Source organism: Nocardia sp. NPDC004654 (assembly GCF_040609595.1).
Lineage (GTDB): Bacteria > Actinomycetota > Actinomycetes > Mycobacteriales > Mycobacteriaceae > Nocardia.
Window position 1 is genome coordinate 131,729 of the sequence record NZ_JBEXKI010000009.1, and the last position, 14,701, is coordinate 146,429.

Annotated in this window: 4 protein-coding genes; 3 read left to right on the top strand and 1 reads right to left on the bottom strand. The window is 69.8% G+C overall.

Annotated features, from left to right (window positions below; genetic code table 11):
• Window positions 1-95 precede the first annotated feature (95 nt).
• From ABZV58_RS28260 to ABZV58_RS28270, 3 genes are all read left to right on the top strand, one after another.
• Entirely contained in the window at window positions 96-10,190 is a 10,095-nt protein-coding gene (locus ABZV58_RS28260; RefSeq protein WP_355003211.1) for an HAD-IIIC family phosphatase, read from the top strand.
• A 380-nt stretch (window positions 10,191-10,570) separates the two neighbouring features.
• Window positions 10,571-12,619, top strand: a complete 2,049-nt coding sequence (locus ABZV58_RS28265; protein ID WP_355003212.1) for a thioester reductase domain-containing protein — start codon at window positions 10,571-10,573, stop codon at window positions 12,617-12,619.
• A complete protein-coding gene (locus tag ABZV58_RS28270) occupies window positions 12,616-13,689 on the top strand; it encodes an alpha/beta fold hydrolase (protein ID WP_355003213.1) in 1,074 nt (357 codons plus the stop codon). The genes ABZV58_RS28265 and ABZV58_RS28270 overlap by 4 nt, the downstream gene beginning before the upstream one ends.
• Here ABZV58_RS28270 and ABZV58_RS28275 read toward each other — a convergent pair.
• Window positions 13,672-14,667 carry a Gfo/Idh/MocA family oxidoreductase gene (locus ABZV58_RS28275; RefSeq protein ID WP_355003214.1) on the bottom strand — a complete coding sequence of 332 codons (996 nt, stop codon included), beginning with the start codon at window positions 14,665-14,667 and terminating at the stop codon, window positions 13,672-13,674. The genes ABZV58_RS28270 and ABZV58_RS28275 overlap by 18 nt on opposite strands.
• Window positions 14,668-14,701 lie beyond the last annotated feature (34 nt).

Consider the following 14,701-nt stretch of genomic DNA (forward strand, 5'->3'; position numbering starts at 1 on the left):
GAGCGCTGTCAGTCACAACGCACGGCCTGCCACTCCTCGTGCCGCGGGGAAACCAGACCGGCTGAATCTCGGTTACCGGCAAGAGGAAGTAGTTCGTGCTCAAGTCTTTCGTCGACACACTGTTCGCTCAGGTCGAGAACCGACCCGCCGAGTTGGTGTATCGATTCTTGGCCAGTGGTGACGTCGACGGCGTCGTCCGCGAAATGTCCTACGCGGACCTGGGCGTTCGCGCCAGGGCGATCGCTGCGGCCTTGCAAGACGCGACGCCGGAACGGGCACTGTTGCTGTACCCGGCGGGACCCGAGTTCGCCGAGGCGTTCTTCGGCTGTCTGGCCGCGGGCGTGGTCGCCGTCCCGGCGCCACTGCCAGAATGGGAGAACCGGTCGCTGCGCAGGCTGCGGCGGATGGTGGCGCACGCGGAAGTCGGTGTGGTGCTGGCTCCGAGCCGGGTCGTCGCGGAGTCCGCCGCCCTGTGCGCCGAGATCCCGGAGCTGGCGGGTGTGCGCTGGCTGGCGACCGACGAGATACCCGGCGATCTCGCATCGTCGTGGCAGGAGCCGGATCTCGGACCGGATTCGGTCGCGTTCATCCAGTACACCTCCGGTTCGACGAGCGCGCCGCGCGGCGTGCTGCTCACGCACGGGAATCTGCTGCACAACCAGGACGCCATCGCCGCGGGCCTCGGTCACGACCGCGCACTGGTCGAATCCTGGGACGGCGCGCTGTTCGCCAGTTGGCTGCCGATGTACCACGACATGGGACTCATCGCGCCGCTGCTGCACACGGTCTACCTCGGCGCGCATTCGGTGCTGATGTCGCCGCTGCATTTCCTGCAGCGGCCCGAGCGCTGGCTGCAAGCGATCTCGACCTATCGCGCCCACACCAGCGGCGGTCCCAATTTCGCGTACGAGCTCTGTACCCGCCGAATCACGCCGGAACAGATCGATCGGTTCGATCTGAGCCACTGGCGGGTGGCGTTCAACGGCTCCGAACCGGTGCGGGCCGCGACGGTACGGCGGTTCACCGAGACCTTCGGCCGGGCGGGGTTCCGCGCCGAATCCCACCACCCGGTCTACGGTTTGGCCGAAGCGACCCTGATCGTGACCGCACCACCCGTCGCGGCGCCGCCGACCTTTCTGGACGTGCCGGGACGAAACGCTGTCGGAAACCGCGCTCGCGGTGCGGAGTTGGTCGGTGTCGGCGGTGCGGCCGAAGGAATGTCGATCGCGGTCGTCGATCCCGAGACCGGCGTCGAACGCGGCGACGGGGACGAAGGTGAGATCTGGGTCGCCGGAAACAGCGTGGCCACAGGCTATTTCCGAGACGAGCGGGCTACCGCCGAGATCTTCGGTGCGGCATTGCCCGACGACGATCGCCGTTTCCTCCGTACCGGTGACCTCGGATTCGTCGCCGACGGGGAGCTTTTCGTCACCGGCAGGCGCAAGGATCTGTTGATCGTCGACGGACGCAATCACTATCCACAGGACATCGAGCAGACCGTCGAGGCCGCGCACGACGGGATCCGGCCCGGATGTGTCGCGGCGTTCTCCGTGGACCTCGGGGCGGACGGCGAGCAGCCGGTCGTGGTGGCCGAGGTGCGCGGCGAGGAGCCCGGCGAGCTGGCCGAGATCGAGGGCGCGGTGCGCGCCGCGGTGGCGACCGACCACGGACTCACGCTCGCGGCGGTGCTGCTGATCCGGCCCGGCGCCATCTTCAAGACCAGCAGCGGGAAGATCCAGCGTTCGGCCTGCCGGGCGGCGTATCTGTCCGGCGAGCTGCTCGCCCTGTCGGCGGGGCCGGTTCGCTCGCCCGAAGACGAGCTGGACGACTACGAAACCGACTCGGAGAGCGCCGAATCCGCAGAGCATACCGGCGCGGAGCCGTCCGCCGCCGCGATCCGATCCTGGCTGGTGACGGCGATCGCACGGCAGGCGGCGCTGGATCCGGAACGCATCGACGTGCACCGGCCGATGGTCGAATTCGGTTTGGGCTCCGCGGATCTGGTCGAGATGGTGATCGACCTGTCGGATTTCGTCGGCCGTTTCCTCGACACCAATCTGCTGTTCGACCATCCCACGATCGACGGGGTGGCCACCGCGCTGGCCCCGACCGAAGCCGACGAGCCGGCGGTGTCCGGTGCCGAGGTTCTGGACTCGGCTCAGGACGACGAGGCCGACGACGACGCGATCGCCATCCTGTCGATGTCCTGCCGATTCCCCGGTGCGGTGGATTCACCCGAGGCGCTGTGGCGCCTCCTGGACAGCAACCGCGACGCCCTGACCGAGGTGCCCGCGGGCCGCTGGGATATCGAGGGCCTGTACGACCCCGATACCTCCGCGACCGGCAAGGCGTACACCTTCCGCGGCGGCTACGTCGACGGCATCGACCGTTTCGACGCCGCGTTCTTCGGCATCGGCCCGCGCGAGGCCGCGGTGATGGACCCGCAGCAGCGAATGATGTTGCAGCTCAGCTGGGAAGCGATCGAACGGTCGGGTCGCGATCCGCGCGCCCTGCACGGCAGCGCGACCGGTGTCTATCTCGGCGTCTACAGCACCGGCTATCTGGCCGATCCCGCGCCGGAGCAGTTGAACGGCCAGGTCGGCACCGGGTTGTCGCCGAGCGTCGCGTCCGGCCGGGTCGCCTACACGCTCGGATTGCACGGTTCGGCAGTCACTGTGGACACGGCGTGCTCCTCGTCGATCGTCGCGGTGCATCTGGCGACGCAGGCGCTGCGCGCGGGGGAGTGCGACCTCGCCTTGGCGGGCGGCGCGACGCTGCTGATGTCGCCGACCGCCCATATCGAGCTGTGCCGGTTGGGCGTGCTGTCGCCGACGGGCCGGTGCGCGCCGTTCTCGGCCGACGCCGACGGGACCGTGTGGGCCGAGGGCGCCGGTCTGCTGCTGCTGAAGCGACTCGGGGACGCGCGCCGCGATGGCGACAAGGTCCTCGCCGTCATTCGTGGTTCGGCCGTCAACCAGGACGGCCGCAGTCAGGGACTGAGTGCGCCGAACGGAGCGGCCCAGGAGCAGGTGCTGCGGTCGGCGCTGCGCGTCTCGGGTCTGGCGCCGCACGATATCGACTACGTCGAGGCGCACGGCACCGGCACGGCGCTCGGCGATCCGATCGAGGCACGCGCGCTGGGCCGGGTGTTCGGGCCCGACCGTGATCCGCGCCGGCCGCTCGGCATCGGATCGTTGAAATCCAACGTGGGCCACACCCAGGCCGCGGCGGGCGTGGGCAGCATCGTCAAGCTGGTGCTCGCGCTGCAACACGAGCGAATCCCCGCCACCCTCGGCACGAGTGAGCCGTCACCGCAGATCGACTGGGAGCGAAGCGGTTTGGTCGTGCGCTCCGAGCCGATGCCGTGGCCGAAGGGCGATCGGCCGCGCCGCGCGGGTGTGAGCGCCTTCGGTCTCAGCGGCACGAACGCGCACCTTGTCCTCGAGGAGGCCCCGGCCGAACCGACGGTGGCGCCGGACCCGACGGTCGAGGACCCGAGCGTGACGCTGCTGCCGATCTCGGCCCGCAGCCGGGAATCGCTGCACGGTCAGGCTCGACGGCTGCTGGACTTGGTGGTCGCCGATCCGCGATTGCGGCCCGGCCCGGTCTCGCGCGCGCTGGCATTGCAGCGCACCCAGTTCGAGCGTCGCGCGGTCGTGGTAGCGAGCGATCGAGACGAGATGATCGGCGCCCTGCGCGATCTGGTGGACGGACGGTCCTCGGCGAACGCCGTCGTCGGCGCCGGCCCGGTGCTCACCAACGCCAAGACCGCCTTCGTCTTCCCGGGCCAGGGCATGCAGTGGGTCGGCATGGCCCGCGACATGCTCGCCTCCTCGGCCGAGTTCCGGGCCGAATTCGCGCAGTGCGACAAGGCTTTCGGCGCGCACATCGAATGGTCGCTGGTGGACAGGCTGGCGACCATGACCGACGCCGATCTCGCCGACTTCCCGGTCGTGCAGCCGCTGCTTTTCGCGACCATGGCCGCGCTCGCGGCCACCTGGCGGGCGGCGGGCGTCACCCCGGACGCGGTCATCGGCCACAGTCAGGGCGAGATCGCCGCCGCCTACTGCGCCGGTGTCATCGAATTGGGTGACGCCGCACGGATCGTCCTCACGCGTAGCCGCCTGATGCAGGGCATCACCGAACCCGGGTCGATGGCGATGATCGGCCTGCCGGAGGCCGAGGTGAGCCAGCGGCTGGCGAAGTTCGAGGGCCGGGTGTCGATCGCGGCGGTCAATGTGCGTCGCTCGACGATCGTGGCGGGCGAGCAGGCCGCGGTGGCGGAACTGCTCGCCGAGATGGAGCGAGCGGGAATCTACACGCGGCTCGGCGCCACCGGTCCGGGCTTCGCCGGGCACTGCCGGTTGATCGAATCCATCCGCGATCCGCTGCTGGCCGAATTGGCGGACATGGCGGCGGATTCGCCGGTGACACAGTGGTATTCGACCGTCTCGGGCGACCCGATGACCGACGAACCGATCGGGCCCGACTACTGGTACCGGAACGCGCGCGAGACCGTGCGATTCGCCGCCGCGATCGAACGCATGATCGCCGACGGGTTCCGGTACTTCGTCGAACTCGGCGTGCACCCGTCGCTGACCGCGGCCGTCAAGACGGTGTCGGAGGAACTCGCGCGCGAGGTCGTGGCCGTCGGATCGCTGGTCAGGGACCAGGACGGACCGACCTGCTTGGCCAGGGCGCAGGCCGAACTGTACGTCTCGGGGCACGAACTCGACTGGACCAGGCTGGTTCCCGAATACGGCCGGGTGGATCTGCCCACCTACGCCTTCGACGAGCGGCGGTTCTGGACCGACTCCGCGAGCCGGAACACCGCCTCGCTCGGACTGACGGATGTCGCGCACCCCATCCTGGGCACCGCTGTGCCGCAGCCGGATTCGGGCGGAGTGACACTGACCGGCCGACTGTCGCGCGGGCAACAGCCGTGGGTGACCGATCACGCGGGACCGAACGCGGTGCTGTTGCCCGGTGCGGCGCTGGTCGACCTGGCGATTCGGGCCGGTGACGAGGTGGACGCTCCGGTGCTGCGCGAGCTCGTGCTGCGCGCTCCGCTGCTCGTCCCCGAGCGCGGATCCGCGCAGATCCAGACGGTGGTCGGCGGCCCGGACGCCGAGGACCGCCGGACGGTGCGCGTCTACGCTCGCGACGAACACGATCCGGATGCCCAGTGGACACTGCACGCCGAGGGTGTACTGGCCGAGGAGCCCGAACCGGCTCCCCCGCAATTGGATTCGACGGCGTGGCCGCCCGCCGGAGCGGTGCGCGTCGACGTCGAGGACCTGTACGCGAAGCTGTTCGCGCGCGGGCACCACTACGGTCCGCTGTTCCGGGCGATGCGGGCGGCATGGCGACGCGAGGACGAGATCTTCGCCGAGGTCGAGCTCCCCGAAGCCGCTCACGGTGACGCCGCGCGGTTCGGTATCCACCCGGCCTTGCTGGACGCCGCGTTGCACGCCACCGCGCTGTTCGCCGCCGACGGTGGGAACGCCCTGCTGCCCTTCGTGTGGACGGATGTCGCGCTGTGGGCCTCCGGCGCGACCGCGTTGCGCGTCCGGCTCACCAGGTCGGGCTCCGATGCCGTCACCATGTCCGCGACCGATCGGACCGGGCAGCCGGTGGTGTCCGTGGGTTCGGTCCTGTCGCGCCCGGTAGCCGCCGCGCAGTGGGACGCCGCCTCGCTCGCGCCCGCGTACCGTCGGCTGTTCCGGATGGAGTGGTCGCGGATATCGCTGTCCGTGCCGAACCGGACGATCACAGTGAGCGAGTGGAATCTCGGTGAGCCGGAGGTCGCCGACGCGATCGTTCTGCCGGTGCCCGGGGGTGATTCGCCGAGTGAGGTACACGACACGGCCCAGCGGACGCTCGCCGCGCTACAAAAGCTGTTGGCGGACAACCGCTTCGAGCAAGCCACGCTAGTGGTGCGTACCCGTGGGGCGGTGGCGCTTCCCGGTGTGGACAGCCCGAATCCGGCGGGCGCGGTCGTGTGGGGACTGGTCCGTTCGGCACAGTCGGAGAATCCGGGCCGGATCGTGCTGCTCGATACGGCCGACTCCGAAGTGGATGTCGCCGCGCTCCTGGCCGCGGGCGAACAACAGCTCGCGGTGCGCGACGGCGTGGCGTTCGTGCCGCGGCTGGTTCGGCTGCCGAAGACGGCAGGGCGCGCCCCGGAGGGCCGGGTGCCGCTGGGGGACGGAACGGTGTTGATCACCGGGGCCCCTGGTCGGCTGGGTTCGGCGCTGGCCCGTCATCTGGCCGACGCCTACGACGCCCGAGACCTGGTGCTGGTCAGCCGTCGCGGTATCGACGGACCCGGCGGCGCGGAGTTGCGCGACGACCTGGAAAGCCGTGGCGTGCGTGTGCGTTTCGCGCGTTGCGACATCACCGACCGATCCGCTCTGGCGCGATTGCTCGACGGTATGCCGCTCGCCGGTGTGGTCCACGCGGCGACGGTGCTCGAAGACAGCACACTTGGCGCGTTGACGCCCGACCGGCTCGCCGCCGCGCTGCGCCCGAAAGTCGATGCGGCACATCACCTGCACGAGCTGACGGCGGACCGGAACCTGTCGATGTTCGTGCTGTTCTCCGCGGCGGGCGGCCTGTTCGGCACACCGGGCCAAGCCAACTACGCGGCGGCCAACGCCTACCTCGACGCCCTGGCGCTGCATCGCCGGTCGCTCGGTCTGCCCGCGCAGTCGCTGGCCTGGGGCGCGTGGGAGGTCGACATGCACGACCACATGGCGCAGGCCGACATCCGGCGTATCACGCGAGCGGGCATCCGCGCGTTCTCGGTGTCCGAGGGCATGGCCTGTTTCGACGCCGCGCTGCGGCTCGGCGATCCGATGCTGGTTCCCCTGCTGCTCGACACCGACGTGCTGCGCCGCGCGTCGGCCGTCCCGCCGCTGCTGCGCGGGCTCGTGCGCCGCGCGCCCCGGCGAGCCGCAGCCGACCGCGCACCCGTCCACGCTGCGGCGGGATCACGCTTCGCCGAACAGCTTCGGGCGCTGCCGCGCGCGGAGGCGACCACCCTGGCGACGGCCGCGGTCACCGAGTGGACCGGGGAGGTGCTCGGCCACAGCGCCGCCGAAACGGTCGCGCCCGAGCAGACGTTCCAAAGCCTTGGCCTCGACTCCTTGATGGCGGTGGAACTGCGCAACAAGGTGCGCGAGCACACCGGAATCGCCGTGCCGCTCGGCACCATTCTCGCCGAGCGGAGCCTCGCCGACCTCGCCGACTATCTCGTCGAAGAAATGCTGAGCCAAGCCGATTCCGCCGGAACGGACGCGACCACCGAGGTGCCCGAGGTCGAAGTGCTACCGGTGACCAGGGACATGATGCGGCTGCTGCGGACCGAGCAACTCGGTATCCCGAGCGCCGCGCAGACCGGCGGCGTCGCCGTGCGACTGGCCACGCCGGTCACCCGGCAGGAGCTGGAGGAAGCGCTGGCGCGGCTGGCCCGCCGGCATGCCGCGCTGCGCACCACCATCCGGCCCAGCGCCGAGCACGGGCGCCAGCTCGAGGTTCATCGCGAGCCAGGGGAGCTGGCGGCGTGGCGCGATCTCGATCGACTCGACGACGCCGTACTGGAGCGGTGTTTTCGAGAACTGATGGCGCGGCCGTTCGACCTGGAGACGGGTCCGCTGTGGCGCTTCGAACTGCTGAACGCTGAAAATAGCGACCAGGCAGTGCTTTTCGGCGCGCATCACAGCATGAGCGATGTGCAGTCGATGCTGCTGGTCGCCGGTGAGCTCGCCGCGGAACTATCCGGCGTCGACCTCGGCGGCGGCGTGACGAACCGCGACATGCACCAGCTGCTGGCCGCACAGTCGAGCGGACGCGCCGACGCCGACCCCGCGATCGCTCGGTGGCGCGACGCGTTCTCCGGATCTCGCAGGCTCGAACTGACTTTCGCGCATCCGCGTTCGGCCCGGCGCAGCTACGGCGCGGAGTCGGTCGCGCTCGACATGCCCGCCGGACTGCACGACTGGGTCGCGGACCGGGCCCGAGACCTCGGCATCACCCCGGCCGCGGTCTTCCTCGGCGCGCTGACCATTCTGCTGGCACGTCGGCAGCAGGTGGATCGATTCGCGTTGGCGGTGCCGGTGGACACTCGCATGCACGCCGACGCGACCGATGCCGTCGGATATTTCGGTGTGCCCGTGCCCTTCCCGGCCTCCGCACCAGCGGGTGACCTCGTCACCGATGTGCTGCGGCGCACCGGCGAGCGGCTGCGGAACCTGCTCGCGCCCGGCGCGGGCTTCGCCGAAGTGCTCGCCGCGCTGGCCGCCGAGGGGCTGCACCGCGACAACGCGCCGATGATCGAGGTGTACTTCAACTACCTGCGCGCCAACTCGGCTGTCGCCCCCGCCGCGATCGTTCCGGTGAGCACGGGATACTCCGATCTCGATCTCATGGTCGCGGTGCTGCCCGACACCGGCCAGGTGTGGTTCACCTACAACAGCGACATCATCGACGCGCGGACCTGCGCCGAATTCGGCACGGACTATCTGGCGACGGTCGCGGCGGTCGTCACCGACCCCGGTGCGGCGGCTCGGCCGGAAATCGCTGGACAGCAGTCTGTTTCCGGCGTCCGTGCGGCGCTGGGCGCGACCTTCGCGCTCGGCAGGTTGCCCGAGCTGGTTCCCGCGGCCTCCGATGCCACGGCGATCACCGTCGTGGAGGCGCCGTATCACCATGTGCTGTCCTGCCTGCGGGACCCGTCCGGCGTTTTCGCGCAGCCGTCGACGGACTTGGGCATCGTGCTGCTACGCGCGGCCGACCTGGAACGTTTCGGCGAGATCTCCGACGACCTGCTGGCCGAACTGGCCGCCGAATACCCGGCGGCAGTCCTCGAGGTAGTCGAACGCACGCGTCGGCCGATCATCGTCGGCATCCTGCCTTCCGCCGGTTCGGCGGAGCGGTTGCTCGAATGGGAGCGGTCGGTCGCCGAACGCCTGCGCGATCGTCCCGGTGTCGCGGTGCTGGAAGCGGGCGAGTGGACGCGCCGCCACCCGGTGGACAACCCCTTCGACGGCCGGACCGAGATCCTGGCACACCTGCCCTTCACGCCCGAATTCCAGGCGGCGGTCGCGCTCACCCTGGTCGCCACCGCGACCGCCGTGACGGAGCCCGTGCCGAAGGTCATAGCGGTGGACGGTGACGACACCCTGTGGAGCGGTACAGCTGGCGAGATAGGCTCCGACGCAGTCGTTTTCGATGAACCGCGCCAAGCGCTGGCGCAGCGGTTGCTGCAATGGCGCGCCGCGGGAACACTGCTGGCGCTGGTGTCCAACAACGACGAGGACGTCGTCCGCGCGATCCTGGACCGGCCCGACAGCCCGCTGCGCCGCGAGCATTTCGCCGCCGTGTCCGCGGGCTGGGACGGCAAGCCAGAGCGGCTGGAGCGGATCGCACGCACACTGCGGCTCGGGCTCGACAGCTTCTGCTACCTCGACGACAACCCGGTCGAGGTTGCGCGGATGCGCGCGTCGCTGCCCGAGGTGCTGTCGGTGACGTGCCCGCCCGCCGCGGAACTGGAGTCGTTCCTGTCGCGACTGTGGCCGATGGTTCCGGTCGCGGCGACGGCCGAGGATCGGGCACGGGCGGACTTCTATCGGCAAGAGAACGAACGCGACAGCGCTCGCGCCGCAACGGAATTCGCGGAATTCCTCGCGGGGTTGAACCTCGAGGTCGATATCGAGCCGCTGAGCGACGCCACCCTGGCGCGTGCTCGGCAACTCGTCCTGCGGACCAATCAGTTCACCCTCGCCGAGGTGACCACCGACGATCTCGACACATGGCGCGCCGAGGGCGAGGTGTGGACGGCATCGGCGCATGACCGCTTCGGCGACTACGGCCTGATCTCGGTGCTCGCACTGCGGGCGGACACGGACGAGCTGCGGATTCGCGGCTGGCAGCTCAGCTGCCGCGCCCTCGGTCGCGGCGTCGAGGAGCGGCTGCTGGCTTGGGTGGCGGATCGGGCCGACGCCCTCGGCCGCTCGACGGTACGCATGTCCGTCGAGCACACCGCCCGGAACGAACCCGCTCGGCGGTTGGCCGCACGGCTGGTCGGAGGACCCGCCGACCAGCGGCTGGATGTGTCGGTGACTTCCCAGCGCCTGCGGGCGTTCCGGTCCTGGGAGACCGAGGCACAAGGAGAGGACGTGGCCCGGTGACCGATTCCGACGAGCCGACGACGGTCCGCAATCCGGCTGTCGATCGTCGAGTGCACGGCGAAGCACTCGAACGGGGCGCTGGCGGGCTCGATGTCGCCGCTTTGCTAGCGCGTACCGGTGCTGCATCGGTTGCCGAAACATCGAGCGACGCAGCATCTTCGATAGTCCGAAGGTCAGGGAGCACTCGCACCACCGAGGCTCTCGGCCACTCGGTCGGAGGGATCGGTGACGTACCGACGGTCGACTCCGGATCCACCGCCGCGGCTCTCGGCGACTCGGCCCAGCGGATCGGTGGTACGCCACCGGTCGAACCTGGACCCGCCACGGCGCCCACCGACTCCGCCGCGCCGCCGGCTCATGCGGACGCGGTGATCGCGGCGGTGACCGCCCTGGCGAACCGGTTCACCGCGACAACCATGGACGCCGACACCGACTTCTTCGACGCGGGCGGCACCTCCATCGCGGCGGTGGAATTCGTCGCCGCGCTGGCACGTGAGCTGGACATCCACCTCGACCTCGACACGGTGTTCTTCGACGCGCGCCCGCGCAGGCTGGCCAACCGCTGGCTGGCCGACCACCCGGAAACCGCTGTACCGCAGCGGGATACCGAAGACGAGGCCGATACCGACGATCTGGCCCAGCTCTTCGCCGATCTCGCGGGCGTCGACCGACTGCCGCTGGTGGCGCCACCGGAGCGGGTCGCGCCGCGCCACATCCTGCTGACCGGCGCGACCGGCTTCCTCGGCAGTCACTTGCTGCTGGATCTGTTGCGGCACAGCGAGGCCCACGTGGTGTGTTTGGTTCGCGCCGCCGACGATCAGGCCGCCGCCGAACGGCTGGAGCACGCCGTGCGGCGCTTCATGCTGCCGTGGTCGCGGGAAGTGCTACGCCGCGTGACACCACTCGCCGGGGATTTGCGCGAACCACGGCTCGGTCTCTCCGACGAGCGCTGGGCAACTCTCGCCGCCGAGGTGGATTCGATCGTCAACGCCGGGGCCGCGGTGGACTTCCTGCGCGGCTACCCGTCGCTGCGCCGGACCAACGTCCTCGGCCCGCTGACCCTCGCCGAACTGGCCTGCACCGGCAAGCCCAAACCGGTGCATCACATCTCCTCGCTGGCGGTGTTCAACGGAACCGACGCCACCGCGTTGGGCGAGGACGATCCGACCGCCAACGTCGCCACGTTGCCCATCGGCTACGACCGATCGAAATGGGCCGCCGAGGCCGTGCTGCGCCGGGCGGGCGAACACGGACTCGTGGTGACCGTCCTCCGGCCGGGCGGCATCGGTAGCCACCCCGAGACCGGTGCGCACAACCCGCGCGACCTCAATGCCGGAATCACCGCGGCACTGATGCGTTTCCGCACCGCACCCGGATTCCGGTACCTCAACGCCGCACCGGTGGATTGGGTCAGCCGGGTGGCCGCCGAGATCGTCGGTACGCCGAGCGCCTGGGGGCACACCTATCACCTCACCGGCGCCCCCACCTCACTCGATCGGATCGTCGCCGAAACGACGTTGGGCGGCATCGGCATTCGTGTGCAGCACTGGGAGCAGTGGTGCGACGACGTGGTCCGCCGGATCAGGGAGGAACCGGTGCCGGAGCTGGAATCGCTCGCGCAGGTGTTGCAGAGTCCGGTCGCCCGTCGGCAGCTGGCGGCTATGGTCACCGCGCCGCCCGCATCGGCCACACGCACCGAGGCCTTCGTCTCCGCGAACGGCTTGCCCGCACCCGCCACACCCGGTCCGGCGGCGCGCGGCCGGATGCTCGCGGCCATGACCGGCCTCGGGCCGCAGGCGAGCGAACAGCCTTACCTGCGGTTCAACGAGACACTCGCCGGGATGGTCGGCCCGATCGGCGAGCCCGCCGAAATCCTCTGCGACCTACGCCTGACCCTGTCCGTCGCGAGCGGCGCGCAGGTGTTCACCGCGCGAACACTCGACGTCACCGGCGAACTCACCTGCACCGGTCTGCACGACGAGCCGCTCACCGTCGAGGGCGTCGCGACGGTGCGTCCGCACGACGGACTGCCGCTGCGCCACGAAGTGCGGCACCCGATCATGCATTACCGCCTCACGCTGCGCGACGCCTCCGGCGGCGAGTGGTGGCTGGAGGGATACAAGTTCGCCGCGGCGCGCAGACGCCTCGTGCGGCAGCTCGGAACACAGGTGATCGAGCTCGGCCGCGCCGGAGAGCCCGCGTCCTACACCGGCGAGGTCGCCGTGCCGATGCACACCTACCTACCCGACCAGATCGACGGCATCCAGATCGATCCCCGGCTGCCCGAACGGCAACGGCGCCTGGCGAAAATGCTGTGGCTCAGCTGGTTCGGCGGTCAGCTCGGCAAGAGCCTGGTGGAACCGATTCTGCGGGTCGGAACCGATCTGCTCGATCTGCGCCGAGCCATGCGGAAGGAACACCGCCGATGACAGACCTACGCGCGACACCGGAACTACCTGCCGTAGAGACGTTTTCCTTTCGTACGGCAGACGGCGTCGATCTGACGTTGCGCCGCGTGGGACCGGCCGACGCGCCCGCGGTGCTGCTGGTGCACGGGCACGGAGTGTCCTCGGAGATGTTCGCGCTGCCCGAGATTCGCGATATCACCGATGTGCTGGCCGATGCGGGGTACCAATCATGGCTGCTCGACTGGCGTGGCAGTTGCCGCCTGCCCTACAACGAATCCGGTCCCGCCTACACCTTCGACGACGTCGCGCTCTACGACATCCCGGAGGCGGTCGCGCGGATCAGGGAGCGGATCGGGGACCGTCCGCTGTACGTCGTCGCGCACTGCATCGGCGCCTTGGCGCTCTCGCTGAGTATGACGGCGGGACTGCTACCGGGACTGGCGGGCGTCGTCGCGCAGGGTGTCTTTCTGACGCCGAAGGTCAGCACGTCCGCGCGGGTGCGTGTGTTGCTCGGCAGTGAATTGCTCGGTTCGCGTGTCGGCCACATCGAATCCGACTTCCGCAAGGTCGGGCTCTGGTCCAAGCGCACCCTGCTGTACGCGACATTGTCGCGCAAAGGCGACTGCCCCGACCCCACCTGCCGCATGGTGCACCACGGGTGGGGGATGGGCGCCAAACTGTTCGAGCACGACCACCTGGACCCGCGCACCCACGACAGACTGGCCGAATTGTTCGGTGCGATACCGCTGTCGGTCCTGCCGCATCTGCGGCAGATGGAGTTGGCGCACGCCGCGGTCCGATGGAACGTCGACGACGACCGTTACGGCGCGCTGCCGGAGAACGCCCTCGACCACGCCGACCGCATCGACTGTCCGGTGCTGTTGCTGTCCGGCAGCCGCAACGAGGCGTGGCTCGATTCGAACAAGTTGTGCTACGAGGTGCTGTCGGCACGGAATCCGGGAATCGATGTCCGCTACACCGAGATTCCCTCCTACGGGCACCTGGACACGTTCATCGGCCGCGGCGCCGCGCTGGACGTGTTCGGGCACATCGTCGACTTTCTCGACGAGACCTCAGCTCGGCTGGCGTAGCGGCAGACCTGCGGAGCGGTAGATGGCATCGATGACGGTCATGGTCTGCACGGCGTCGTCCGGTGCTGTCGGCACCGGCTCGCCGCGCAGCACGGCGGACGCGAAGGCGTCGAGTTGATAGTCGTAGGAAGTCCTATTGCCGAAGCGCCGCATCCGCCTGCCGCTTTCCGAGCGGACCGTGAGCAGATGCCCGAGGTGCGGCAGCACCGGATTGACGAGCCGCATCCGGCCGCGTTCGCCGATGACGGTGGCGCCGACGCGCAGCACGTCGGCCGACCATATCGAGCACCGGATGCGGCCGGTGTGTCCGGACGGGAAGCGCAGTTCGGCGGCAATGGCCCGATCGATGTAATCGTCGCGCCGCTTCGCCTGCGCCGCTACGACTTCCGGGTTCTCGCCGCCGAGGACGCGGGCCATGTGCACGGCGTAGCAGCCAGCGTCCATCAGCGCGCCGCCCGCGAGGGCGTAGTCGTAGCGGAAGTCGGAGAACTTCGGCAGGGGAAAGCAGAACGCGGCCTCCACGCGCAGCGACGTTCCCAATTCGCCGGAGGCGATGATCTTCTCGGCTGCCGCGATCAGCGGGTGGTAGCGGTAGTGAAACGCTTCCATGACGACACGATCGGAAGCGCTTGCCAGATCGGCGATCTCGCGTGCTTCGGCGGCGTTGGCCGTGAACGGTTTCTCGCACAGCACATGCTTTCCGGCTTGGACGGCGGCGCGGGTCCAGCGGCCGTGCAAGCCGTTGGGCAGCGGGATGTAGACCGCGTCGAGATCGGGGTCGTCGATCAGCGCCTGGTAGCTGTCGTAGCTCCTCGGTATGCCGTGCTTGCGGGCGAACAGCTCCGCTCGCGACCCATCCCGGGCGGCCACCGCCGTGACGACGACCTCCGGATTGCGCCCGGCCGGTTGGATCACGGCCGCGGGCGCGATGCGGGCAGCCCCGAGAATCCCGATCCGGAGCCGCGTGTCTTCGGTCATCAGCAGACACTAACATCGGCATCGCGCCGCGGCC

Bases quoted from the DNA above. Each gene is read 5' to 3' on its own strand.
- ABZV58_RS28270 (WP_355003213.1), top strand. From the start codon at position 12,616: ATGACAGACCTACGCGCGACACCGGAACTACCTGCCGTAGAGACGTTT.
- ABZV58_RS28275 (WP_355003214.1), bottom strand. From the start codon at position 14,667: ATGACCGAAGACACGCGGCTCCGGATCGGGATTCTCGGGGCTGCCCGC.